General features: G+C 39.0%; 25 protein-coding genes and 1 pseudogene. 15 read left to right on the top strand and 11 right to left on the bottom strand.

Annotated features, from left to right (window positions below; translation table 11 throughout):
* Positions 1-152 precede the first annotated feature (152 nt).
* The 6 genes from ACN6MY_RS18890 to ACN6MY_RS18865 all read left to right on the top strand — a co-directional run bounded on the left by ACN6MY_RS18890 (position 153) and on the right by ACN6MY_RS18865 (position 4,953).
* Positions 153-671, top strand: coding sequence for a DinB family protein (locus ACN6MY_RS18890; RefSeq protein ID WP_419881555.1), 519 nt, complete (start codon positions 153-155; stop codon positions 669-671).
* Positions 672-814: 143 nt separating this feature from the next.
* A complete protein-coding gene (locus tag ACN6MY_RS18885; RefSeq protein ID WP_419881554.1) occupies positions 815-1,168 on the top strand; it encodes a VOC family protein in 354 nt (117 codons plus the stop codon).
* A gap of 52 nt (positions 1,169-1,220) precedes the next feature.
* Positions 1,221-1,661 (top strand): hypothetical protein, encoded by a 441-nt coding sequence (locus ACN6MY_RS18880; RefSeq protein ID WP_419881553.1) that lies wholly within the window; start codon positions 1,221-1,223, stop codon positions 1,659-1,661.
* A 31-nt stretch (positions 1,662-1,692) separates the two neighbouring features.
* On the top strand, positions 1,693-2,145 hold the full coding sequence (locus ACN6MY_RS18875; RefSeq protein ID WP_419884221.1) for a GNAT family N-acetyltransferase: 453 nt from the start codon (positions 1,693-1,695) through the stop codon (positions 2,143-2,145).
* 158 nt (positions 2,146-2,303) lie between these two features.
* A complete protein-coding gene (locus ACN6MY_RS18870; protein WP_419884220.1) occupies positions 2,304-2,954 on the top strand; it encodes an HAD family hydrolase in 651 nt (216 codons plus the stop codon).
* Positions 2,955-3,885: 931 nt separating this feature from the next.
* Positions 3,886-4,953 carry a PD-(D/E)XK nuclease family protein gene (locus ACN6MY_RS18865; RefSeq protein ID WP_419881552.1) on the top strand — a complete coding sequence of 356 codons (1,068 nt, stop codon included), beginning with the start codon at positions 3,886-3,888 and terminating at the stop codon, positions 4,951-4,953.
* Positions 4,954-5,073: 120 nt separating this feature from the next.
* Here the strand turns inward: ACN6MY_RS18865 and ACN6MY_RS18860 are convergent, their stop codons facing one another.
* A complete protein-coding gene (locus ACN6MY_RS18860; RefSeq protein ID WP_419881551.1) occupies positions 5,074-5,484 on the bottom strand; it encodes a hypothetical protein in 411 nt (136 codons plus the stop codon).
* 167 nt (positions 5,485-5,651) lie between these two features.
* Between ACN6MY_RS18860 and ACN6MY_RS18855 the strand changes: the two genes are divergently transcribed.
* Complete coding sequence (locus ACN6MY_RS18855) at positions 5,652-5,876, top strand: DUF2188 domain-containing protein (protein WP_419881550.1); 225 nt, start codon at positions 5,652-5,654, stop codon at positions 5,874-5,876.
* Between the two features lie 165 nt (positions 5,877-6,041).
* Here the strand turns inward: ACN6MY_RS18855 and lepB are convergent, their stop codons facing one another.
* The gene (gene lepB / locus ACN6MY_RS18850) at positions 6,042-6,587 is read right to left on the bottom strand and encodes a signal peptidase I (RefSeq protein WP_419881549.1); all 546 of its coding nucleotides are present in this window, start codon (positions 6,585-6,587) and stop codon (positions 6,042-6,044) included.
* Positions 6,588-6,945: 358 nt separating this feature from the next.
* On the opposite strand from lepB, the gene ACN6MY_RS18845 reads away from it, so the two are divergent.
* On the top strand, positions 6,946-7,488 hold the full coding sequence (locus ACN6MY_RS18845) for a YdhK family protein (protein WP_419881548.1): 543 nt from the start codon (positions 6,946-6,948) through the stop codon (positions 7,486-7,488).
* Between the two features lie 33 nt (positions 7,489-7,521).
* On the opposite strand, the pseudogene ACN6MY_RS18840 reads toward ACN6MY_RS18845, so the two are convergent.
* A pseudogene (locus ACN6MY_RS18840) lies at positions 7,522-7,702 on the bottom strand (winged helix-turn-helix domain-containing protein); the annotation flags it as partial.
* Positions 7,703-8,035: 333 nt separating this feature from the next.
* Here ACN6MY_RS18840 and copZ point away from each other — a divergent pair.
* From copZ to ACN6MY_RS18815, 5 genes are all read left to right on the top strand, one after another.
* Positions 8,036-8,242 (top strand): copper chaperone CopZ, encoded by a 207-nt coding sequence (copZ, locus tag ACN6MY_RS18835; RefSeq protein ID WP_419881547.1) that lies wholly within the window; start codon positions 8,036-8,038, stop codon positions 8,240-8,242.
* 130 nt (positions 8,243-8,372) lie between these two features.
* On the top strand, positions 8,373-10,811 hold the full coding sequence (locus ACN6MY_RS18830; protein WP_419881546.1) for a heavy metal translocating P-type ATPase: 2,439 nt from the start codon (positions 8,373-8,375) through the stop codon (positions 10,809-10,811).
* A gap of 160 nt (positions 10,812-10,971) precedes the next feature.
* Positions 10,972-11,841: an STAS domain-containing protein gene (locus ACN6MY_RS18825; protein ID WP_419881545.1), complete on the top strand. Its 870-nt coding sequence runs from the start codon at positions 10,972-10,974 to the stop codon at positions 11,839-11,841.
* Positions 11,842-12,240: 399 nt separating this feature from the next.
* The gene (locus ACN6MY_RS18820; RefSeq protein WP_419881544.1) at positions 12,241-13,536 is read left to right on the top strand and encodes a VTT domain-containing protein; all 1,296 of its coding nucleotides are present in this window, start codon (positions 12,241-12,243) and stop codon (positions 13,534-13,536) included.
* A gap of 103 nt (positions 13,537-13,639) precedes the next feature.
* Complete coding sequence (locus ACN6MY_RS18815) at positions 13,640-14,131, top strand: DUF2716 domain-containing protein (RefSeq protein WP_419881543.1); 492 nt, start codon at positions 13,640-13,642, stop codon at positions 14,129-14,131.
* Positions 14,132-15,145: 1,014 nt separating this feature from the next.
* Here the strand turns inward: ACN6MY_RS18815 and ACN6MY_RS18810 are convergent.
* The 7 genes from ACN6MY_RS18810 to ACN6MY_RS18780 form a co-directional block, all read right to left on the bottom strand.
* Positions 15,146-15,595 (bottom strand): hypothetical protein, encoded by a 450-nt coding sequence (locus ACN6MY_RS18810; RefSeq protein WP_419881542.1) that lies wholly within the window; start codon positions 15,593-15,595, stop codon positions 15,146-15,148.
* 182 nt (positions 15,596-15,777) lie between these two features.
* Positions 15,778-16,818 carry a tetraprenyl-beta-curcumene synthase family protein gene (locus ACN6MY_RS18805; protein ID WP_419884219.1) on the bottom strand — a complete coding sequence of 347 codons (1,041 nt, stop codon included), beginning with the start codon at positions 16,816-16,818 and terminating at the stop codon, positions 15,778-15,780.
* A 45-nt stretch (positions 16,819-16,863) separates the two neighbouring features.
* A complete protein-coding gene (locus tag ACN6MY_RS18800) occupies positions 16,864-17,952 on the bottom strand; it encodes a Ger(x)C family spore germination protein (RefSeq protein ID WP_419881541.1) in 1,089 nt (362 codons plus the stop codon).
* Entirely contained in the window at positions 17,945-19,030 is a 1,086-nt protein-coding gene (locus tag ACN6MY_RS18795) for a GerAB/ArcD/ProY family transporter (RefSeq protein ID WP_419881540.1), read from the bottom strand. The genes ACN6MY_RS18800 and ACN6MY_RS18795 overlap by 8 nt, the downstream gene beginning before the upstream one ends.
* Positions 19,031-19,051: 21 nt before the next feature.
* On the bottom strand, positions 19,052-20,569 hold the full coding sequence (locus tag ACN6MY_RS18790) for a spore germination protein (protein ID WP_419881539.1): 1,518 nt from the start codon (positions 20,567-20,569) through the stop codon (positions 19,052-19,054).
* Positions 20,570-20,857: 288 nt separating this feature from the next.
* Positions 20,858-21,829, bottom strand: a complete 972-nt coding sequence (locus tag ACN6MY_RS18785; RefSeq protein WP_419884218.1) for an IS3 family transposase — start codon at positions 21,827-21,829, stop codon at positions 20,858-20,860.
* Complete coding sequence (locus ACN6MY_RS18780; protein WP_419881538.1) at positions 21,766-22,074, bottom strand: transposase; 309 nt, start codon at positions 22,072-22,074, stop codon at positions 21,766-21,768. Before ACN6MY_RS18780 ends, ACN6MY_RS18785 begins: the two co-directional genes overlap by 64 nt.
* A 276-nt stretch (positions 22,075-22,350) precedes the next feature.
* On the opposite strand from ACN6MY_RS18780, the gene ACN6MY_RS18775 reads away from it, so the two are divergent.
* Together ACN6MY_RS18775 and ACN6MY_RS18770 are read left to right on the top strand one after the other, a co-directional pair.
* A complete protein-coding gene (locus tag ACN6MY_RS18775) occupies positions 22,351-23,043 on the top strand; it encodes an alpha/beta hydrolase (RefSeq protein WP_419881537.1) in 693 nt (230 codons plus the stop codon).
* A gap of 268 nt (positions 23,044-23,311) precedes the next feature.
* Positions 23,312-23,866, top strand: coding sequence for a histidine phosphatase family protein (locus tag ACN6MY_RS18770; RefSeq protein WP_419881536.1), 555 nt, complete (start codon positions 23,312-23,314; stop codon positions 23,864-23,866).
* Between the two features lie 832 nt (positions 23,867-24,698).
* On the opposite strand, the gene ACN6MY_RS18765 is transcribed toward ACN6MY_RS18770, so the two are convergent.
* Complete coding sequence (locus ACN6MY_RS18765) at positions 24,699-25,739, bottom strand: LacI family DNA-binding transcriptional regulator (RefSeq protein WP_419881535.1); 1,041 nt, start codon at positions 25,737-25,739, stop codon at positions 24,699-24,701.
* Positions 25,740-25,956: the final 217 nt, after the last annotated feature.

The following is a 25,956-nucleotide window of genomic DNA, read 5'->3' as shown; positions in this document are numbered from 1 at the left end:
AGCTGATGTACTTCTCAAAAGAAAAACATCCTGACATTCTTCATGAAATGAAAAAAAGACTGAATATCACGTTTTAAGCTTTAGAAAAAATGGTGTTTTAGCAATCAATATATCCATAGAATGATAAATTATTTGCTGATAGAGGAGGACTTATGATGCCAAAGCCGCAATCAAATGGAGAATACCCCGCTTATTATCAAGCATATATTGATTTAGTTCCAGAAGGGGACGTAAAGGATGTTCTGGCCAGACAGCTTGAGGACAACCTTTCATTGTTATCAGGTGTTTCAGAAACAGAGGCAAACTACCGTTATGCACAGGGAAAGTGGACTTTAAAAGAAGTAATTGGCCATATAACAGATGTTGAAAGGATTATGAGTTATAGGCTGCTAAGAATATCAAGAGGAGACCAAACTCCGCTTGCCGGATATGACGATGAACAATATGTGAAAGAGTCATTGTTCCACACACGCACTCTTTCTAGTTTACTCGAAGACTATAAAACAGTAAGGAACTCGACTATATCTCTATTGAACGGTTTGCCTCACGGGGCAGAGGTAAGAAAGGGGTTCGCCAACAATGGCGAGATAACTGTCAGGGCCCTTGCTTACATAATTGCCGGCCATGAGCTCCATCATGTGAAAATCATTAAAGAAAAATATTTGGTATAAGCGTAATAAAAGGCTTTCTTCTGGGTCTAAATTCGGCAGATACCCAAAATCCGCAAAACGGGCTGATGCATTTAGCTAATGGAGGATATTTATATGAAAAATTGAATGTAATAGTGTAGAAAATAATCCGGAGGTGTTTTTTTGTGGAAAATCCTATTTTAAATCAAATCGGAACGGTATTCATTCCAGTAAGCAGCATAGAAAAAGCAAGGGATTGGTATTGCGGCCTTTTGGGTCTGAAGGCAGATGGAGAAATACAGTTTGGCCATATTTATGTCATCCCCATGGATGGGACGGGGATTGTATTAGACAGCAAGATTTTCTCAAAAGAAAATATAGTGAACCCCCCCCTATTTCATTTCAATACACATAACATTGAAGAAGCCTATCAATATATGAAAGAAAAGAACGTCAATTTGTTATCTGAAATCCAGCATGATCATTATTTTAACTTTGAAGATCCTGATGGAAATCATCTTATGGTGTGTAAGTGCTGATAAAGCAGTTAGTGCTTAAAGGAAAGAATTTTACTGATTGGGGAGGGAGCATATGAATGTAAAAAAAGCATCGGTACTCATCTTATGTTTTGCTATACTTTTTTCGCTGTTGCTTCCAAAACAATCTTTAGCCAAATGGGCTTATCCTTTTGTAGTCTATGATGGCTATACCTATGTATTGAGTGAAGAATCTGTAACAGATATCGGTAAGGAAATAGGGGAAGTCACGAAGTATTCAGATTATGAAGGCACGTACTCTGGCAACTTTTCTAATGAATTTCACAAAGGGACAAAATATTATTCTATTAAAGGCATCAGCACAGATAAAGCCATAGCAGTTGCCGATCAGGGCCATTACAAAAAGGCGGACAGAAGAGGAAAATATGAAGGGAAAAAAGTAGCACCTATCCGTTATATTGAAACAGGTTTAATTATTTTTGTAATCGTTGTCCTGCTGATTTATGCTTTTCGTTCAATTAAGGCCCGGAGCTGAGTTGCTTTATTGCTGGATAAGGGGGATCATGATGGAAATCAGAAAACTTCATAATGGTGAAAAATATCCGATGAATCTTCTGCTTGAGGCTGATCCTTCAGAAGAAATTGTTAAAGAATATCTCACTAGAGGCGAATGTTACACAGCTTGGGACGAGCGGCAAATTGCAGGAGTTTATGTGCTGCTTCCCACAAGGCCGGAGACAGCGGAGCTGGTGAATGTCGCAGTCGCAAAAGAAAAGCGCGGCAAGGGGATTGGCAAAGAGCTGGTTATGCATGCGGTAATGTCGGCTAAGGAGAAAGGCTTTAAAACCATTGAAGTTGGGACAGGAAATTCAAGTATAGATCAGCTTGCATTCTATCAAAAATGCGGCTTTAGAATGAATGGTATTGATAAAGACTTTTTTATTAAGCATTATCATGAAGAAATCTATGAAAATGGCATCCGTTGCAGAGATATGGTTCGGCTATCCCAGGATTTATAGAATAAAAAAACAAATTTGTTGTTCCCGTCAGATTAAGGAGACTTTTACTTATTTGTGAAAGTCGTTTTCCAGAGGCCTTGCCTACATACTCTGGTATGTTGTATAACTGACGGCCTATTGTGAAAGGGGTGTAAAGTTATTTGAGAAGATATGAAGCAATGCTATTTGATTTAGATGATACCCTGCTTAATAGGGATCATGCAGTAGATAATATGTTTTTATTGATTTTAGAAAAGTGTTATCCCGGTGTTAAACATTCTGCAATAATGCTGCAAAAATTTAAGGAATATGATAAAAGAAGCTATGGTTGTAATGATAAAACAAAAGTCCTGGAATCATTTTTTGATGAATTTCCACCAAAATATAGATTGCCCCGCAATGATATTCAGGATTATTGGAATCGTAATTTTCCAAATTGTTTTTCTATAGACCAGAATACTGCAAATATCGTAAATGCTATAAAGATGCACGTGAAAATTGGCATTATAACAAACGGCGCATCGCAGAGACAAAAAGCTAAAATACTTAAAACAAAGTTAAATAATTGTTTTGATATAATTATTATTTCAGAAGAGGCGGGATTTAGTAAACCCGACAAACGCATATTTGAATTAGCAATAAATACACTGAATGTGCTGCCGGAAGCCATATTATTTGTTGGAGATGACTTAGTATTAGATATTGGCGGTTGTCAAAATGCAAATATAAAAGGCATATGGTTCAATCCTCAAATGAAAAAGAATGATACCGAAATAAAACCATATGCCGAGATTGATTCTTTTGATCGTTTATTGAATTATATTACATAAGCAGCTTAATCAAATAATGACTGGGAATTGATTCTTGGATATCAAATTAGTTTTTTCAAAAGGCTGTTTTCGTAAACTTTGTTACTATGGAACAAGGTGGTTGATTTCCGCTTCAGGATGCTCGCTTTCCGCGGGGCGGGCGGTGAGCCGCCTCGGCTGCGCCTACGGGGTCTCACCTGTTCCGCTCATCCCGCAGGAGTCTCGCACCTTACGCTCCAATCAACCTGATTTAACAATGAGATCGCCTTACAGAACTTATTAAAAAACAACATTCTTTAAGAAAAGAGCCTTTCAAAAAGAATGAAAGCAGACTGAATGCGTCTATTGCATAAATGATAAAAATGGCAGCTGCTGATGCTGAGTAGCTTTTTTTTCAGCGTTTCTTGTTAGCCAGGGTATACGTATGAACTCTTTCGTTAAAATGTAAATAATACTATCTGTTGTATGGTGCAGCACGTTTACTTAGCTTTTTGATTTGTCGTCAGCACAAATTTTCTGGAATGAGAACGGTCCGCTGTAAAGGAATCCCTCCAATTGAAACGTTTCTTTCCATGAAATCATACTTCTTTCCATCAAGAACTTCCGGTATCCTGCATACGAAACCATATGGCCCTGCCGGGTAAGCTCCTTCAATATTGCTTTGATATATTATCAAAGTCAGTGTAACGGTCATCAAACTCAATAATGATGCGGCCTTTTCCCTGTCCCATAAGCCAGTTAAAGCCCAGCACTCCTAAACTCCCAAATAGTAAAGCAGCTAAAATACTGATATTTTTTAATCTGAATGTTTGTGGATCAGAATATTTGTGGGCTCACCGAATGTTTGAATTATTTACAAAAGAACGGCTAAAATCCACAACCAAACAATTAAATAATAAATTGTTTGGTTGTGGTAAAATATAGTAATATATTTAAATTAGAAGGTGGTATAATGCAGTCTGCTTTTCAAAGTTTATTCAATTTAGTTAAATATTCCATGTCTAACCCACTCGAAGATTGCTTAACTGAAATTATTGCCCCGATTTTTAGTGAAGGTGAAATTTTATCTAGCTTTCTTTACAAATTTACAGGGAAACATTTTGAAGCCATTTCTAATATTCGAGTTTCTACTCAAAAAACATATTCTAAAATATTTGATCATGATAGAGATAGCCGGCCAGATTTAGTCATTTCTTTTGAAAGTAAATGTGTTAAGCAGTTGATTTTCATAGAAAATAAACTAGGTTCTGAAGAAGGAGCTTTTCAGCTTAAAAGATATTTTGACCATCTTAAGTATCATGCGAAAAGAGGTTATCAAACTTCCTTGTTTTATATTACTAAGAAGTATGACCCTAAGGAAAAAAGCTACTACTCTAATGAAGGAGTGCGCTTTAATCAGCTTCAATGGTTTCAAGTTTATGATTGGTTAAAAACTCTTGAAGATAATTTATATGTTAATGAAGTGTGTAAATATATGGAGGTCAATGGATTGAATAGAAGCAGAAAGTTTACTCCGGGTGACATAAATGCCCTGCAAAATCTCAAAAAAATACAATCTATGCTGGACGAAACTTTGGATGGAAAGCTGAAAGAAGTATTTGAAAGATTATTTGGCAAGCCTATGCAATGGTCGAATAGAGCTAATCAACTTAGGAATTTTAATCGCTATGTATTAATCAGCGATCAAAGTGATTGGAAATTCATTGGGTGCGGTTTTTGGTTTACAGAAGAAGATTACCCGGAGATTTCAGTATTCCTTGAAGTTACATCAAACTGTAAAAGTAAAGAAGAAGTCATCCAAGCGATCAATACTTTTCTTGATGAAAATGAAGAGTGGATTCTAGAAGGACCAGAAGACGATAAAGATAGTTTTATCGTCTATCGTGATATATCGATATTAACCTTTTTATCAGAAGCCGATCACATTGATAGCATTCAGGAATATATTATAAAGGAATTATCAAAATTACATACTCTTAAATCACGATTTTCAGAATTAAAGTGGGAATCTCGCGGTTAAAAAATTATTAGTATGGCTAATCAGCTATACTTTTTTTATAATAATTAATTTCAAGTGGTCTAAATTTCACAGCAACATAATTTATAGAAATTATGACAGTAGGCCTCATTAAGTTCAAACTCAATACAAAGAAACACGTTCATTTGTCTTAACAGCAAGCACACCATCTTTATCAACAGACTTTATTTTAAACACAGCATCCCCGGAATAGCTTCTTTCAAAGTATCCAATTACAGTTTCGCTGTGCACATTTCCTTTTGAATCTTTATATTGAATATTCAATGCGCCTTCATTGAAATCAGCCGTGGAATTTTTGACAGGGTCTACATGAAATTTGTATGAAGATTTTGCTGAAACCGGCGGGATTTTGATATCCTTTTTAATATGATTGTAGGTCACATACAGGCCGGCTATTTCCTTGTTGGTCTCATTTTGCACTCTGATATCCAATCCGTGCTGACTTATGTAAAAAAAGGCCGCTCCTGCAAGGGTCATACTTATAAGCGTGATGCCAATTAAGAACTTTTTCAAAGTACCACTCCTTCTGCAGCCAGTATAAATTGGGCCCTGCTTCGTTAATATAAGATTAACATATTTAACCATATTTCATTAGAGTAAAGACTCACTTTCACCAGGTTTTCTGTTCAGGTCTTAAGGGTATTTATTGATAAAAATAGTTTACTCGATGAGGTGAGAGAATGGGCAAGAATCAGCATGCTGCACCGCATCACGGCGGAGGCTGGCAGGTGAAAGCTGAAGGAGACAAAAGGCCTTCGGAGATCACGGATACAAAAAAGGAGGCTGTGGATATTGCGAGAGAGATTTCCAAAGATGAGAAATCTGAATTATTTATTCACGGGAAAGACGGAAAAATACAGTCCAGGGACAGCCATGGACATGATCCGTTTCCGCCAAGGGGCTAGCCGGTTTGCGGGCTGGCTTTTTCTATTTTAAGGCTATATTCGGTTCCTAATCTATAATGATGATTCACAAAGAAAACCCGCCAATGTTTTAATGCGGGTTTTCTTTGTTATATTAATAATTTCTTATTAAACTAAAGCTTTCTCTTTATGATGCATAAGCAGAAATTAGTTATTTACAATTTTAACTTCTTTTAACAGATAATAAACAATATTTGTTGTCCCTATTATCTTTTTCATTGGTATCGCTCCAATACGGCGGCTGTCTTCGCTGATCCTTCTGTTATCTCCCATTACAAATAAACAATCTTTTGGAACAGTATCACTGCCTACTGCGGTTTCCTTTAAAGTGAAGGATTCTGTCAGGTTTCCTTCATTTAGTCTTTTCTTATACTTTTCTAAGTATGGTTCTTTATATGTCTTTCCATTGATATATAAAACATCATTTTTATACTCGATTCTATCACCAGGGAGTCCAATTACACGTTTAATGTAATCTCTGCCGTCAGGGGCGTGAAACACAACAATATCAAATCTTTTGGGTTCTCCAATTTTAGTTACAACCATACGTTCCTTGTCCTGTAGAGTGGGGTTCATTGATTCACCGTCAACAACAATAGGGGTAAAGAAAAAAGAACGCATAATAAATACTAAAACAATTGCAGCCATAATGGGTTTAAACCATCCGATCATTTCACTTTTCTTTTTAGCCATTACTCAATCTCCCTTAATATTCGTTTGTATCAATATCCTTATATTACCATATGTGTTTTAGTATTTGTTATTTTTCTGATAAACAAGGTGGCTGATTTCCGCTCCAGGAACCCGCTAAATTGTTCTGATTTAGTTCCAGGAAATATTGAAAGGCATTTGCATTTCCTCCATTTATACCGCCTCTTAAGGATGCATTATAGCAAGGTCCAATCCGCATGGGTAAAAAAACAATCTATCTGAAAATAGCCTTTTCCTGAAAGAATTTCCGGCTATGAGGAGTCCAGCACTGTCATGCATAATTTCTGCAAATCTATCAGCTATCCTCTTCTTATATATTTTATTTCAGAGGAGGATTATTATGGGTAAAAAAATAGCTATGCTAATGATGGCAGTCATGTTTATTTTTGCGCTGTCTGAATGCAGTGATCATTCAGCCGATAAAGGCCAAAATATGGATCATTCCAGCATGAATCACATCAGCTCAGGCGGAGTTCCGGATGGTTTAAAGACAGCCCAGCATCCGGCTTATAAACCTGGCAGCGAGGTTATTCTTAAAGCAGACCATATGAAAGGAATGAACGGGGCAAAAGCAACAGTTAAAGGGGCATATGATACAACAGCATATGTGGTGGACTATACTCCTTCAAATGACGGAAAAAAAGTAAGAAACCATAAATGGGTCATCAAGGAAGAAATCAAAGATGCTCAAAATAAGGAACTGTCCCCTGGCGCAAAAGTGACGCTCGAAGCAGACCATATGGAGGGCATGAAGGGTGCAGAAGCTGAAATTGTGTCTTCAGAGAAAACGGTCGTGTATATGGTGGATTACACTCCTGCTTCAGGAGAAAAAGAAGTGAAAAACCATAAATGGGTAACAGAAGATGAATTGTCTGCGAAATAGAAAAGGAGCTCATCCAAAGCGGATGGGCTCCTTTCATTCGTTATTTGTGCTCCATTTATAGCCGACACCCCAAACGGTTTTCCGATGCTGATCAATGGGAAATTCCGCCTGGCGCAAATTTTTCTCTTATGGTCCGGATATGTGAATCGACGGTCCGGTCTTCTGTTTCTGAAGAAAGTCTCCAAATGGCCGACAGCAGATGATCCCGGGAGAAGCAGATCTCGAGTACAAATGGACTGTTTGATTGCATGGGCCTTGCCGCAAAGCCGTAGATATCAACACTATGCATTCTTGCTTTTGCGCATCGTTCATATTTCATTTCCTTAAAAAGTATTTCCTTCTTCAGGTACCCGGAATGATATGTAATTAACGTATTTGTAAAACTCCATAAAAACTGCACAAATTAATAATGTCTAGATTGCATTTAACCAGAGAGCCTTAGCAATATTCTTTACATAGGGTAGGGGGGTATAATATACTAAGGGTGTAAAGAAAAAATTGCATGTTCAGTAAACGTATAAATGATAGGAAAAAGGAGAGAGTGTACATGGAAAAAACAACTTTAAACGTAAAAGGCATGACTTGCGGACATTGTGTGAAAGCTGTTGAAGGAAGCGTTAGCGAATTATCTGGTGTTTCATCTGTTACCGTCCATTTAAAAGAAGAAAAAGTCGATGTAGAATTCAATCCTTCAGAAGTATCATTAAGTGAAATTAAAGAAACGATTGATGATCAAGGCTACGATGTGGTTTAAATAGCAGGGACAAGAGCAGCGTGCTATCCGGCACGTTCTCTTTTTTTAAGGGCTACGAATGCAAAGGGGCGGAACATGGGGGATTTCTGTAATACCATTATACCCTGCAACGTCTTGGAGGTGCTGCTGTATGAGTGAATCTGGAATAGCAAAAATGAAAGAAGCGAACTATCAAATAACAGGCATGACATGTGCAGCCTGTGCCGGAAGAATCGAAAAAGGCTTGAAGAAAATGGAGGGTGTCCAAGAGGCAAATGTCAATTTGGCCCTGGAAAAATCAAGAATCACTTATGATCCAAGCATTGTTTCAGAGGAGGATTTTCAAAAGAAAATCAAAAATCTTGGATATGATGTGGTGATGGATAAAAAGGAATTCGATATTACCGGTATGACCTGTGCTGCCTGTTCAGCCAGGATTGAGAAGGTCTTGAATAAAATGGACGGAATAGCAAGCGCAACAGTGAATCTTGCCCTAGAAAGCGCAAGCGTAGAATTTAATCCGTCATTAGTAGACCCTGAAGATATTGTGAGCCGCGTCCAAAAGCTCGGGTATAACGCGATTGCCAAAGAAGAAAATGAAAATACGGCAGATTACCGACTCAAAGAAGTTAAAAAACAGCAAACAAAATTCATTATTTCTGCCGTTCTATCTCTTCCATTGCTTTGGGCAATGGTCAGCCATTTTTCCTTTACTTCTGGAATTTATCTGCCAGAAGCGCTTATGAATCCTTGGGTTCAATTCGCGTTTGCTACACCAGTCCAGTTTATTATCGGCCGCCAGTTTTATATAGGCGCTTATAAAGCGCTGAGCAATAAAAGCGCAAATATGGATGTACTTGTAGCCCTTGGAACATCGGCAGCGTACTTTTACAGCTTGTATATGACGATTGTTGCGGGATCTGGCGGGCACATGCCGGAGCTGTATTATGAAACAAGTGCCATCCTCATTACATTAATTCTTCTCGGGAAATTGTTTGAAGCAAGGGCAAAGGGGCGTTCTTCTGAAGCGATTAAGAAGCTGATGGGCCTTCAGGCTAAAACGGCGATTGTCATAAGAAACGGAATGGAGAAAGAAATTCCGCTTGAAGAGGTGGAAACTGGCGATGTGGTCTTCATAAAACCAGGAGAAAAAGTGCCGGTGGATGGCGTGATCCTTGAAGGGAATTCCGCGGTGGATGAATCGATGATAACAGGGGAGAGTGTGCCTGCTGATAAACAACCAGGAGATTCTGTCATTGGGGCAACGATCAATAAAAATGGATTTTTAAAAATTGAAGCGCTAAAAGTAGGAAAAGATACGGCTCTATCCCGCATCATTAAGGTAGTTGAAGAGGCCCAGGGTTCAAAGGCGCCTATCCAGCGCCTTGCTGATAAAATTTCCGGGGTATTTGTGCCGATTGTTGTGGGGATTGCCGTTATCACCTTCTTGATATGGTTTTTAGCTATAAATCCCTGGAATTTTGCCGATGCATTGGAAAAACTGATCGCTGTTTTAGTGATTGCCTGTCCATGCGCGCTTGGCCTTGCGACACCAACCTCCATTATGGTAGGATCTGGCCGTGCTGCAGAGTTCGGTATCCTCTTTAAAGGCGGAGAACATCTGGAGGCTGCCCACGGAATTGAAGCAGTGATTTTAGATAAAACAGGAACCGTCACAAAAGGTGCTCCGCAATTAACAGATGTGATGGCGCATGAATTCGAGGAAAATGAGTTTCTATCATTGATCGGTTCAGCCGAAAATCAATCCGAACATCCTCTTGCACAAGCGATTGCTGAAGGTGTGAAAAAGAGTAATATTCCTTTAAAAGCTGTGCAGCAGTTCGAAGCGCTGCCAGGCTATGGCATAAAAGCAGCAGTTGATCATAAATCCGTTGCTATCGGGACAAGAAAGCTTATGGAACAGGAGAATATCAGTATAGCTCCATATGTGCTGTCCAATATGGAAGGTCTCGAAGATAACGGAAAAACAGTGATGCTGGCTGCAGTTGACGGGAAATATGCCGGTATGATTGCCGTGGCAGATTCGATCAAGGATACTTCAAAGGAAGCAGTCCGCCGGTTAAAGGATCTGGACATCAGGGTGCTTTTGATCACCGGAGATAACGAGCGGACGGCCAAAGCCATTGCCAAGGAAGCGGGCATAGATGAAGTGATAGCTGGGGTCCTTCCAGAAGGAAAAGCGGCGGAAGTTCAAAAGCTTCAGCAGCAGGGAAGAAAAGTGGCCATGGTTGGCGACGGGATCAATGATGCTCCAGCTCTGGCTGCCGCCGATATCGGCATGGCCCTTGGAACGGGTACAGACATTGCGATGGAAGCAGCTGATATCACACTCATCAGCGGAGACTTAAACAACATTGCAGATGCCATTTTGATGAGTAAAAAAACCATCCGCAACATCAAGCAAAACCTATTTTGGGCATTTGCCTACAACGTTATCGGCATTCCAATTGCCGCCCTTGGCCTGCTCGCCCCGTGGCTGGCCGGAGCTGCCATGGCATTCAGCTCAGTGTCGGTAGTACTGAATGCACTGCGCCTGCAGCGGGTAAGGATCGCGGGCAGGGGAAAATAGATGGGAATAGAGATCCCGTTTCGGGGTCTCTATTCTACATTACTTTCCCCTCATTTATTACAGGTTTTGTAGAAAGTATAATGTTATAATGTAAGAAGCTGCATAGCAGTGTTTTTAACATAATCAGATAAAGATATGCAGGGTACTAGGGGGCAAAATAGTGAGCGCAATTGAAAAATTCGCAATATTTTTAATTCAAAACGCTGAGTCAATAAGCAGAGAAATCGTTGAATATAATTTAGGGAAATTAGAAATAGAGCTTCCAGGTGAGATTATCGAAAAGTCCATAACCACTAACCGTGAATTTTTGGAGTTTGTTGGGAATTCGTTAAATTCCGCGGATGAAGCAGTGACAGAAATGTTTCTTCAATGGCATAAAAAACATCTGGAAAAATCTCAAGCTGAATCCCGTCAGTTTAGTTTTGAAGACATCTCCAGCCTTATAAAGCCATATGCGGAAACTAAGCTCCAGCTAATAAATATGCTTGCCAAAACATCCATTAAGCAGGGCCTGTCTGCAGAAGAGGTTGTTTTTGTAAATAACCGTACAAGCTACCTGCTCGATTTAAGTATTACTCAATCTATCCTTGAACGGGAACGGTTAGCAAATGAAACCAATGTAAAAAATCAAAAAGTAATAACTGAGTTATCATCACCGATCGTGCCCATACAAAATGGCATAGCGGTTCTCCCCTTAATTGGAGAATTTGATTTAAATAGAAGCGAACATATTATGGATAGGGTTTTACCGAGAATTAGTAATTTGAAAATTGAGTGTCTTATTATTGATTTCTCTGGATTGGTTACAATTGATAATGAGGTGGCCGGCAGAATTTTTCACATAAATAAGGCCCTGGCATTATTAGGGATACATACTATATTTACTGGAATCCGGCCGGATTTAGCAACAAGTATCATTGCCGCTGGAATTGATTTTACAGCTCTAGAAACGTTCGGCACCGTACAGCAAGCCATCCTTAGCATGGGTTTACACAGCAAAAGGCAGCTTATAGACCCGGCTGGAAGCTAAATCATAAAGCATAATTAGAATTCTGGCTGCCATTTTCGGGCGGCTTTATTTATTTCCGCTTAGTCAAATTGCTTGGAGAATTTCTTCTCTGACCTCTAATAACTGTTTGTTTATGGTATTCGCTCGAATCAAACGGAATTTCGCTATAATGAAGCAGAAATTCGCTCTAATCAGGGTATATTTGGCTCGAATCAGGATGGATTTGTGTTCGATTTACCATTTGAATGGAAATATTCCGTGTTTTTAGGGGTCTGATTTTGAATTATTTTCCTCACTGGGTAATTTGCCAGCTTTAAACCACCATTTCATCTTCATTTTAATCTTCTCTTAATTTTATTTATGCGGGCAATGAGGTATCATTAAGTAGTGCTACGCTCTCATCAGGAGGTAAATAAATTAGTGGACCAAATTATACATTTATTAAATGAATATGGATATATCGTATTATTTTTATCATTAATGCTTGAGCTGATTATTGTCCCGATACCTAATGAAGCCTTAATGAGCTATGTGGGTGTGCTTTGCTATCAGGGAAAGATGAATTTGTTTCTGTCTGTCTTATCTGCTGGATTGGGCGGTGTGGCAGGGGTGACGGTTTCCTATTGGATCGGCTATAAGCTTGGCGAGCCCTTTTTCCGCAAATTCGGCCGATTTATCCACATGGGGCCGGAGAAAATAGAGAAGATGTCCGTCTGGTATGGGAAATACGGGAAGGTGCTCTTGCTCATTTCTTATTTCATTCCGGGTGTAAGGCATATCGCCAGCATCATTTCTGGCATTATCAAGCTTCCATTCCGGACTTTCGCCATCTTTTCATATATTGGTGTCTTTTTATGGACAGGAACCTTTATTTGGCTAGGAGATTTAATGGGGCCAAAGTGGGATCAGTTTGAAGGAGAAATTAAAAAATGGCTTGTCCTTGCAGCCATTCTTATTGGAATCATTGGATTATGTTATTTTGTCATAAAAACAAACAAGGAATATATTAAAGAAGCCATAATCCTTATTTTTGAGAATGTATTTCAGCGCTTTCATAGTTTCCGCAAAATAAAAATTATTATTTTAGGTGTTTCTCTGCTGTTTGTTTCGTTTATTACCTTGATGGTTCTTTATATTAAAAGCGTCATTTCAAATGAATTTGTCCAATTCAATGAAGTGGCCAAAACCGTCCTGGATTCTTTGTTCAATGTTCATTGGAACGGCTTGATGCATGTGCTGCAGCATCTTTCTTCCTGGCCGGTTCTTGGGATGTTTTCTTTATTTACACTGGCGGCGATCTTTTTTAACAGGAAGAATATCTGGCTTGAATGTATCTTTTATGCTTCGGCTATGATTGGAACGTATTTATTTTCCATTGGCGTACGCTGGCTGTTTCATTTCTTGCTTGGCGCAAAGAGCATAAGTGAGAATTTTGCTGATGAGAAGTCCATGCTTTTCATGACTGTATATGGTCTGCTCTGGTTCATGCTGATCCGCCATAAATCCCGGTTTTTATCAGCAGCGGGATTGTTCGTCTTCTTTATTTTCTGTCTGGCAGCCTACTCGGTCAGTTCCATTTATCTTCATCAGTCGCTTCCAAGCGACATTCTGGCCTGTTACGTCTTCAGTGCTGTACTGGTAAGCGGAGCCATCCTCTCTATGGAAATGTTCCGCTTCTTGAACCTGATAAAAGAAAGTATCCGAAAAATCGATTAATCCCACCTAAGGGCAGTTTCTCCCATGAAGAGAGCTGCCCTTTTTCGAGCTAATTGAAGTCTGCTATAGCCGATTACACTTAAATAAGATAGGTGGTTACTGAATGAAGAACTGGATTCCCTTTTCTGACCAAGAGTCGGACCAAATTTGGGACAAGATACATAGAGATTTTAAATTTAAACCAAGTATTTCTAAATTTCCGTCATTTAAGGTGCCACATCCTTTTATAACTTATGATATTTCCGGTTTTTTCGGGGAGTCAGCAGATTTAGATGCTTATGATGATCTTGAAGAAAAAGCGTTAGATGCATTTAAAGAGAGCACATTAGCTGACGAATATATATTGGCATTCGATTGGCAGCACGAATGTTATTGGGTAAATCCGCGCTTAGAATTCGAAAGAGATGAATTCGGAGAATGGACAATACCAATCTTTCCGAATGGTGATTACTATTTCTTTATCCAGAAGGATTTTAAGTGGGGCTACTTAGGGCACCCTTGGGGAAAAAGTATTACTATATTTGGAAAAAAGTTAATGGAGGCATTTGATAAACAAAAGCCAAGAATGTTTCGTAAGATTTTAAGGCAGGGCTAATTCTTAATTTTTATTATAGGCCTCCAGTGGGTCCCTTTTTTAAAAAAGGATGATATTAAGAAGGGGTGAGTTTTTGAAATCTTCTATCGTGTGTACTCTTGGGGTAATTCTAATGTTAGTGATTAGCAAAATTGTAAACGAATTATTTCACTGTTCGAACAAATATTGAACTTCTATCAAAGAATGCTTTTTTACTAACTTTACTGTTTATGCTCTTATTTTTTCTTGGAGCTGCCTTTACTATTATTGTAGTTTTATGGCGGGAACGATTTTCTAAAACGAAAAAGTGAAGATAAAGACTCAATTTGTGTCAATTTCACTCAAAATCACAGTTGTTTAATAGAACTTGAAACCCCATTTGGCTTTCCTTCATTTTATTAATCATCACATTAAAATTAAACAGAGCCTTATAAAGAGAAAATCAGCATTATTATTAACAGGGCTAATTCTTCAAATTTATCGGTTGACTTGATACCCACAGGGGACAGACCATTCAGAGGCTGTGGAGGAAGCTGTAAAACTTCTTATTAGAAGCCAATAAAACATTAAAGTACTGTTTCTGTCAAAATTCAATGCGTTATATGGACAATTATATAGAGGCACACGGGTTACTCACCCTTTTCAGGGATCGGGCAGCCCTTTTTATGCTGGATTTGCGCAGGATTAAAGTGGTCAATAACTGAGTCAAGCTAATGGGCCATGTTTTTTCACGGTCTCGCATAAACACTTGACCCAAAGGACTTCAGGTCATAAGAATGAGGGGAACCCTACAGAGGTTTACCCTGGTAATAGGGAGTTGCATGATTTCGGGATAAAGCTGCACGATTAACACCGAAAGTTGCATGATTCCGGGATAAACTTGCACGATTAACACCGAAAGTTGCATGATTCTGTGATAAACTTGCATGATTCCGAAAGTATAGGACCGGATATTCATGGGAGGCACTGAAAATTTTTTGCAAAACCAAGGCTTCCTGAATTTTCCCTTCGGATTTTTATCTTCTTCCAGATACATTATTTAAAATAAAGCACAATGCGGCGGATGATAAACCCGCTCAATATACCGGGTATAAGAAATAGCATAGGAAGCCATACAGGGCCGAGCAGCATACCGAATATGTTTAATTTCGAGGAATAAAACAGCCCAAGCGTAACGAAGTAGGCTGAAAAGACAAACGGCAGGGAAGACCATGGTTTTTTTCCGCCTCCGGCATCCCGGTATGCATCCCACATGGAAAAAAAGTATAAGCAGGGGTAAAACATCAGCCATTGATGGTTTGTCACTTGAATGGCTTTTTGAATTTCGCCCTGAAAGCTGTATATAATAGCTGAATTAAAGTTCCCCTGCACATTAATTAAAACCTCGAGGCCAATAAATATAAATCCTTTTATTAATTTGCCATTCAGTATCTGTCCAAAGCCGGGAAATGCTGCACTCCAAAAAATCGTCTCTTTAGCATCCACTAATAGAGAAATCCCTGGGGGGAAAACGCAAAGACTTCCTTACATCTATGCAGGCGGAATAGGAACTCCATAGTACACTTTGGGTGCTTCCTTTGTGATGATTTTCCATTGTATTAACCTCCTGATTATCTTCAATTTTAATTTTCCCATATAGTCAATTAAAATTCGGCTCCATGATTTATTCATGCCTTGGCTCTCAGCATATTGTAAACCCTTCCCATTCCATAAAAGAAATACGTTTGCCTGCCTCCTAATTTAATGACTTTTCTTACAAGCTGGCGGACATTTTTTTGAGACTTGATTTTGCTGTCGGATAAATATAGGCCAAGCAGGCCCTTCAGGATTAATTGATGGAAGCGTGTATCAGGGATATTTGCTGCTGTATCCAAGGACTTAGAAATAAAGCTTGCAAAGGAGGCCATTAACTCATCATCACCCCGGTAGTAGCTGCAAAAATTCAGATCACCCTCCTTTTTATCTTCTTCCTGATCAATAAAGTAATCCAATAATATATGCAGGCCCTGTATGTATGGAAAATAGCCATTGAATATAGAAATAGCTTTTTCTTCACTAAAGTCTTTCTGGATGCTGTATGCACAAAGACAAAATATGCCCAGTGTAGATCCGGCACAGGCAGAAAATTCATACCAGGCAAGGGCAGGAAAGTCAGAATTCCTGGTTTTGGCCCAATCCATCAGGCGCGCCGCTCTTTCTTCTTCAGTAACATGCTTATGCACTTGCAGCTCGCAATAATAGGAATTTAATGCCCCGATGTATGGAAGGATGATACTGTAATGCCGGATGCCGCGCAGGACCGACTGGCAGACATCGACTAGCTCATGCAAGTATCCGCCATCATTATTTTCGGTTCTGAAACGGTAGTAATCTGTCTTTTCTAAACCTGGGTCAATAGAGTGCTGCATGGCTTCATGCAAGGCAGAAAAGTCCTTAGGATCTAAAGACGTGCTCCTGTCGCACAGATTGTCCAGATAATCACTCATGGTTTGGTACCCCACGATAAACTTGATGGTTTCTGCGCGGTTCAATTTGTTATCTGCAAGCAGGGCAAAAATGGCACCACCCTGGCAGTGAAAAGCCTTGCTGCCGATGCTTGATAACGCCTGTTTTTTTAGTTCAGGATCTGGGATCTGCTCCGCTCTTTTTCTCCAGTGGGCCAGCTCCTTGTCAACGAAAGGAAAGATTTTATAGAAAATGTCTATCATTAAAGCAAATGAATTCGAATACACATAACCTCTCCTTTCCCTTTTTTAGTCTACAATCCCTGACTGGCTCAGCTCCACATCCATTTTGACCGTAATATCCATTTTAGGGTATTTTTCCTTCCACTCTTTAAAGTCGAAATTGCGGGTTTTACTTCTCATTTTTTCGCCAAGTCCTAATGGATCGACATGCAATTTCTGGAACTTCTTCATCATTTTATTTAGTTTTTTGGAGGAAACCCCACTGAAATCCTTTTCCACTGCATGAAGAGCATTTGGGTCAGTGAAGGTAACACGCCCGGCATCAGCCACTCTGCCTTTCATGGATATCTGCACCTCCGCTTTTGAAAAATCACCCTCTGTCATTTGGTATTTCACCTTTGAGTTAAGGTTTTCTATGGTTAAAAAAGAACCGTCTTTTAACTTGATTTCTTGCAGCCCGTTTTCGAAATTTTCATAAACTGTTTTAAAGAGAAACGAGTCTTCTTCCGAAACGGATCCTGCATATTTATCTTTTTTAAAAAGGGCAACTCCCTTAATCCTGATTTTATTTTGATAGTTATCCAGCAGCGGCATGATGGGATCCTGGCCTTCTTCTTTGTAAGTATTTAAAAATGAATGCAAATTTGTTTTAGGCAGATTTAAGTTCATATTGGAATTAAAGAGATCAGAAAGGTACCGGGAAGGGGTCTCTGACACCGTATAGTTTTTTTTGAGCATCTTTTCAACAGAGCCATCGACAACAGCCAGATAAATATTCCTCCCGATTTCAGGATCCCTGCTGAGCGTTTTAATATAGTAGCCTATTCCGTGCTCTGCGAGTTCTTTATTATATAAAACCACATCCGCCCTTCCGATCATGAGCGTTTTTGGAGACTCTGACTGAATGATTTGGCGGATATTTTTGCTTGTATGCCCTTTTGCAGAGAAATAGCTGTTTTTAGGCGGGGCTGTTTCTTCATTTGAACTGATCGGTGTGACAGCAGTGCCCTTTACATACATCTCATCAATATAATCATATCCAAACGCGGTGATAAGCTGGATATCCTCAAGAATCCGGGGCTTTATGCTGTAGCCGGCGACCAATAGTATGGTAAAGATGGTCCACCATATAATTTGAAGCGGGTTGTTATTCATTTTTTTTACCTGCCTTCAATCGTATAAGTTGAAAAGCATAAAGAAATGGAATGTAAAAGTAGATCAATATAAAGCCTGCTTTTCCTGTGTATGTATTTAGCAGATCGATTTCAACACGGTTCGAAAACAATACGCAGCTAACGAAGGTAATGATTAATAAAAGGATCACTCCTTTGTTTTGCTTTAGGTGAGTAACCTGTTTCAAGCCCCAGCTTGCTGACCATATAAGAATACAAAGGTTTGGAATGATGACAAACAGCCATATCACTATGCCGGTATATTCGAACCTTTCAATAAACGGCAAGTTAACGATTTTCCATAATGTCAAGGTTGCCCAAATGGTATCTTTCAGGTGGCTTTGGCTAAAGTACACAAAAGCAACAAAGGCACTGAGAAAATAGAGGAATATGCTGAAAAAAACGCCCAGATGTGACCACTTTTGCGACTTTTCTGCTTTTTTGATAAATGGATAAAAAAAGAACAGCGTTTCAAAACCCAAAAAATTGAGTGTCATGGTTTTTGCGCCTAATAAAATTTCTCCAACAGAATGGTCCATGATGGGTAGTATCCTTGTAATGTGACCTTCCTGAAGGGGAAACCAATTCATGAAGATGACGGGGATCCCGTAAAGGACACTTAAAAATGCTATGCCGGTCACGATTCTGAACCCCTTGATGACGAAGACATAGGTGATGGACATTATAATCATGATCATATACCAGGTATTGAGCTGCGGAAAGATCCAGATTTGGATGACCTCTAAATATGTGCGGGCAATGGTTACCGTCAATGCCAGCAGATATACAATGAAAGCGAGTGAGAGAGTATTTCCAATGACCTTGCCGAAGAGCTGTTTGTGTATGACGGTTATATCACTTTTGCCTTTATTCAGAATTTTATATGATATCCATAAAATGATGTTTATGGAAAATCCGGAGATGAGTATGGAAATCCAGCCATCGTGCCCTGCATCCTTCGCGATATAGCGCTGAAATCCAAGAATGCCCACACCTATTTGTACGGTGTGTATTAAATAAAAGGTGAAAAACGGCGAGACTTGGCGGTTTTCTTTTACCATGATTTATCCTACCTCTGCAGATTATTCTTCAATATCCGGATTTTTCTTCTTCTTCTTGGGTTTGTCTTTAAATCTGACTGGATTTTGGGATCTTACTTGCATAGGGCGCAATCTCTGGTGAGAAAATGGCAGCCTGAATAGGGCATCCTTTAAATCATGTATCCTGAGCGGATAGATAGGTGCGATATAGGGCCTTCCAAGCGAAGTCAGGCTAAGCAAATGGGCCAAAACAAATGAGAAGCATACAGAAATGCCAAGAAGCCCTAAAAATTGGGCAAATAAAATAAACGGAAAACGAATCAAACGGATGGTATTGCTCATCTGGTAGACTGGGGTGGTAAAGGATGAAAGAGCAGCCAATGCCACAACAATCAAGAGCACATTGCTTGTCAGCCCTGCATCAACAGCTGCAGTTCCAATAACGATACCGCCAACGATACCGATTGTCTGGCCTACCTTTGTTGGCAGACGTGCGCCAGCTTCCCGCAGAAGCTCGATCGTCAATTCTAAAATAATCGCTTCCATTACCGGCGGAAATGGAATACCGCTTCTTGATGCAACAAGTTTATTTAATAAATCCTGAGGAATCAATTCATAATGATACGTCAGAATCGCCACATAAAGCGGAGTGGATAAAACCGAAAACATGACTGAAAACAAACGGATCAAACGAAAAGCTGATGCAATATGCCACGTCAGGAAGTAATCCTCAAAAGCAGAGAAAAACTCTACCAAAGTCGTTGGCCCGGTTAAAACAGATGGGGAGCCGTCTGTTAAAATGGCAATTTTGCCCTCAGCCAAAACACTTGCTGTCCTGTCTGGCCGTTCTGTATCAATCAGCTGCGGAAATGGCGAATTCCTATTATCTGAAATCATCTGCGTAATAAAGGAGGAATCCACAATTTCGTCATATTCTATATTTTTAATTCTTTGGATAACAGTATTTACGTTTTCTTCATTGGCCACTCCGTCAATATAGGCCACACACACTCTCGTTTTGGACAAATTACCCACAATGATTTCTTTAAAGGTTAATTCAGGAATAGGCAGTCTTTTCCGGATCCTGTTTATATTAATATCCAAAGATTCCACGAAAGCTTCTTTAGGCCCAATTACGCTATATTCCTGCTCAGGAATGGAAATGGCCCGTTTTTCTTCTGTCAATGCATTCAGCAGCATGGCAGATGTATCATCTTCATGCAGCTGAATCATGATAAAACCGGCAAACAGCTTTTTCTGAATTTCGGAAACATCATTTGTAACAATAATATTCTCAAACGGCAGAGAGTTTTTCAGTTCATCATATGTCTTGAATTTCTTATCCTGAAGATACAGAAAGATATCCCGATGCAAAATTTCGGGGGAGACGAGAGTCTTAAAATAAGAAACACATAAAAAATTATGCTTATTCTGCTGAAACCTCATAAAATCTGCTGAGTTATGGCATGTATCAAGAAGATCCTTGAGTGAATGATATTGTGTATTCATCTGGCCATCGGATGAATTCTTTTTGCCGGATTTCTTTCGCCAGTTCATCATGTATTTCCTCTCCTTTCTGCATCTTTGGAATATCGCTTGTACACTTTCAATATTTTTCTACAATTGCCGGTATTTATTCCTGAATGTTTTTTAGGTGCTGGGTTATAGGAGAAGCTATCCGGAATTGGGAGTTGCATGATTTTTGTAAAAAACTGCATGATTTGGACTTCTGTCAATAAAGTAGACACTTATATGCCAGGTAGAGGCGTACTTTTTTCTTCCGCGCTTCGTTTTCACTCCGCTTGGAGGCCTCTGCCTGAAGGAATCATTTGAAAAACAATGAATCCTTCAGGCAGAGGGCGATTTTTCCTCAGTGGCGTTTAAACGCTGTGCCTCTTTGTACGCCTTTTCGTACTCAATCGGAGTGGTGTATTCTAATGTCGAGTGGATCCTTTTACGATTATAAAACTGAATATAAAACTGGATGGCGCCCATGGCTTCTGCTTTTGTCTTAAACACAAACTTGTACAAATACTCTTTTTTCAGGGAGGCAAAAAACGATTCTACACAAGCGTTATCATAAGGAGTTGCTTTCCGGCTCATACTAATGGTCGCTTTGGCCCCCTTCAGGGCTTCGGTATATTTTTTTGAACAGTACACGCTTCCCTGGTCTGAATGGTGAATCCATCCCTCAGCGGGCTGGCGAATTTCAAGCGCTTCTTTTAATGCTTTTAACGGCAATTCGGCATCCATGCGGTCACCCATTCTATAGCTGATCACCCGGCGAGAAAACAGATCTAAAACAGGATTTAAATAGAGAAATCCTTCCCCTGTATGAATATAGGTGATGTCTGTTGCCCAAACACGGTTTGGTTCATTAGGCTTAAATTTACGATTCAGCTCATTCTTGAACACAAGCTGCTGGTGATCCGAATCAGTGGTCTGAATGTATCGAGTTGGCGGAGTGGCATATAAGCCCATCTCTCTCATGCGGTTCGTTACCGTTTTAAGTGAGACTTGAATGTCATCCACCTCGATTAGTTTTTGATAGATTCTCGGGCTTCCATACGTACCAAGGTTGTCGTGGAAATGATAGCGGATTTGCTCATCAAGATGGCGTCTCCATCGCTGCCTTTCCGTTTCCTCCTTGTCCAATCGATGTTCCCAGGCATAATAGCCAGAAGTGGATACATTCAAGACTTCGCACATCTTCACGACAGTATGATCGTTTTTATTTTGATATATAAACCGAAATCTTACTTCTTTTCTTGCGTGAAGATGTGCATAGCCTTTTTTAAAATATCGTTTTCCTCTTCCAATTCTAATTTTTTCGCCTTTTCAGCTTCATACAATTCTTTGTATTCAGAAGCAGTTAGATAAGGGCTTTGTTTCTCTTTTTCTATCTGATTCTGCTTTTTACGATAGGCGCCGATCCACTTCTGAAGTGTGCTATACGAAATGTCGAGTTCACTGCTTACATCCACGAGTTTCCGTCCATCTAAATGGATTAATTTACACACATATTCTCTAAATTCTGCCGGGTACTTTTTCTGATCTTTTGCCATGCTTATACACACCCTTTTTGTAGTTGTATAGAGTTAAACATGACGCCACTACCTGTGTCCACTTTTTATACTAACTTCAGATTATCCCAGAAAGTCGCATGATTTCTGTAAAAAGCTGCACGATTATGGGGAAAATCCGCATGATTACAGAAAAAAGCTGCATGAATATCGTGAAAACCTGTTGGTCTGCGGAAAGACTGATAGGTTTATTCATTCCTAGAGCCTATATGGAAATGTTTAGCTATAATAGAAGAAGATTGGGAGGAGGAGTATTTTATGATTGAGCAATTTGAAGTGATGATTACACCGTTTAACAGAAAAAGAACAGCAAGAGTGTACTTGCCTGAGGATTATTATCAAAATGATTCAAGGTATCCTGTTCTTTATATGCATGATGGCCAAAATCTTTTTAAAGATGAAGATGCGAATTATGGTGTATCCTGGGGAATTTCAGATTACCTGGCCGCAAGCGGCAGGAAAATGATTGTAGTGGGACTTGATTGCAATCATGAAGGCTACAAGCGCCTTGATGAATATGGGCCGTGGCCAAGCAAAGAAATGAGCAGGGTCTTTCCTGTGAACGAAGATTCAATAGGCGGAGAAGGCAAGGCATATATTGATTATATCGTTCAAGAGCTAAAGCCGATGATTGATGATACATATAGAACAAAAACAGAAGAAACCTCCATGGCCGGAAGCTCGATGGGAGGGTTAATTTCTACTTACGCAGCCTGTGCGTACCCTGATATCTTTAAAAGAATCGCCTCCGTTTCCTCGGCCTACTGGTTCAATCAGAAGGAAATTGAGAACTTCATTGAAAACAGTGATCTTTCCAGCATCGAAAAGTTTTACATGGACATTGGCACAAACGAAGATACACAAAGCATAGGAAGCCAGCGTTACGTGGACTCAAGCGAAAGCGTTCACTATATATTGAAAAATAAAATAACAAATCTGCGCCCATCATAGATGGAGCTGTCCATAATGAGCAGGCGTGGAGAGAAAGAGTTCCGGCAATTTTTGAATTTTTATTTGAAGAAGATTCCAATTAATCAAGAAAGAAGCACCGCATTCTGGCCTTTGGCTCGAATGCACTTTGAATTGGCTCTAATCTCATTGGAATTGGTTTGAATGGCAGTAGAATTAGAATTAGATTCGATTATCCATTTAAATAGAAGTTTTTATTTTACTGATCAAATACATTTGTGATGACAATCATGCTTAAGGAGAGGACAGTTTGTTAACAAATCTGTACTTTGTAAGACACGCTCATTCCGAATATTCTACAGAAGAACTTAAAAGACCTTTATCCAAAAAAGGTTTACGTGACGCAAAAAAAGTTAATCAACTGCTTGCCAAAGAAAGTATTGATTATGTTATTTCAAGTCCTTATCTGCGTGCAGTTCAAACAGTAGAAGGTGTAGCAAAGGGTATTGAAAAAGAAGTTATTATTGTGGATGCATTCAAAGAGAGGCAATTGTCTTCGCAGCGTGTTGGAGATTTTCAGTTAGCTATCACAAAAGTCTGGAAAGAGCCATCATTTTATTGGGAAGGCGGAGAATCTAATGTATTTGCTCAGAAACGGGGAGTTGAATCTACTTTAAAAGTCTTAGAAAGATATGAAGGTAAAAACATTGTAATAGGTACACACGGCAATATAATGGTTCTTATTATGAATTACTTTGATACTAATTACGGCTTTGATTTTTGGAAAGAACTCAATATGCCTGATATTTATAAGCTTACTTTTGATAAATCAGAATTGAAAGTAGTAAATAGAATTTGGAGCTAGGATTAATAGATTAAAAAGCTTGATTTGCCAGTTTCTGAAAAATTGGCATAAACGTCTTCTCGCATTCGCCCGAAAGAGTAAATTATACCTTTCAGAAAGATGGTCAAAATAGCAACAATCAATACAAAAAGAGCCATTTACAAATAAATTTATAAAAGTAAGAGTGTCAAAACAATCAGTTTCGATACTCTTGAAAATTCATCTGTAATATACTTGTCCTGCCAATAAATAAACGGCTTGAATGCGATATAATTCTAAAAGGTCTTTCTTGATGAAAGGATGGTTTAACAAGGAATAGAAATTTTATACTTTTTTTATCTTTGATTAATCCATCATCAATCGCCTTTAACAAATTCATTTTTGCTTCCAGCCTAGCGTATTTTTCCACAAGGGATAGCTCTGGCCTCCCCGAACTGTCCTGCCGGCTGACTCTAAGGCCTAAAACTCCTTCTTCTTGGTATGCTTTTCTCCACCGATCTGCAGATAAAGGGAATCTTTTCCTTCCAATGATATCAACGTCAAATCCCGGTGCTTCAAAGAGCTCTCTTGGAATAATAAAGTGGCGTTTAAACTCCTCTGAATAGTGATTCCTTTTGAACTAACAGATATAACGTACGGATTCTTTTTCAATAATATTATTCGAGTGTCTGTTGTGGATTGAAAAAAGATAGACGAATTATTGGAAATTTTATTTTTTATCTTTGTTGAAATTATTACATATAACATCTTTACAACTGTTACCTTTTCCTGTGTTAATTAACTACACAGTCCCAAGGTCGAAGAAAAGTTCCAGGCGCCATTCAAGATTAGGAACTTTTCTTTACTCTGGCTATTATTGAACTTTATTAATTAACCCCAATTTTCGCTGTGCTGTGGATTCTCTTACGATCAACCTGGTTGGCAGAAGAATCTCATGAATAGGTTCATCTTTGTTATCTATTCTCCAGCAAAGCTGCTCGACTGCTTTTTTGCCATAGTACTTTAAATCAATATCCATGGTAGTGACTTTGGGAGTTGCTATTTGAGATAGCTGTCCATTGTCAAAGCTGCAGACAGATGCGTCTTCAGGTACATTAAAGCCTTTTTGCTGCAGAATGGATATGACATTAAAACCATGGCCGTCATTGACGCAAAACCATGCGGAAGGCGGGGTTTGAAAATTTCCAACATAACCGGCTATTTCTTCCTGGGTCTCATGTGCACTCGTGAAAATAATTTCCGGGTTAGGCTCTATGCCATATTTGTTTAAGGCAAGCATGTACCCCTCATACCTTTCCTCGTAGCTTGGAGAGAACTTCACATCGCCAACAAAGGCAATGTCACGATGTCCCAATGTAATTAAATGCTCAACAGCCGTATAGGCACCAAAGCGATTATTCGTTAAGATAGAATCCGCCTGTAAATAAGGTGAATGGTGATCAATCAGAATAGTCGGTATTCCAGTATCTATTATTTTGGCAATATAATCGGTACTGATATGAGAAAGAATTAAAATCCCTTCGATTTCGTGATTTGTTAATAGTGAGGGCAGTATTAATTTCTCTTTTGCCTCACTGCTGATGGATTCAATGAATAAATTCATTCCCCGTTTACGCAATTCTTTTTCTATACTTAAATAAATTTCCCCGAAAAAGCTTTTTAAAGAGAAAGCATAATCAGAGGCGATCAAGGCAATATTTTTTGTAGCATTTTTGATTAATTGCTTCTGTGTACGGCTGGCTGAGTATTGATAGCCTAATTCGTCCGCTGCCTTCTGAACTAGTCTTCTGGTTTCTTCGCTCACCCCTGATTTTCCGGATAATGCCTGGGAAACTGAATTCTTCGATATGTGAAGGACGTCGGCTATATCCTGCATTGACACTTTCTTTTCCATAGAGACTCTCCCTTTTATAAACATTCATCAGATGTAGATTTTGTAATTGTTTTTTTTGTAATTCTATTGTAACGTGACAAGTGGAACATTACAATACACAAAAAAACATTCTAGTATTTTGCAAATCTTATAAATTATTCGTTAAATGGATTGACATTAAAAAAACAAGGTGTAATAATGTAGTTGTAATTAATAATTTCACATTACATAATCAATT

It is taken from the genome of Peribacillus sp. B-H-3 (assembly GCF_048572925.1).
In the GTDB taxonomy this organism is placed as follows: Bacteria; Bacillota; Bacilli; order Bacillales; family DSM-1321; genus Peribacillus.
Note: the sequence above shows the minus strand (reverse complement) of the source record. Positions and strands in the feature narration are given on the sequence as shown.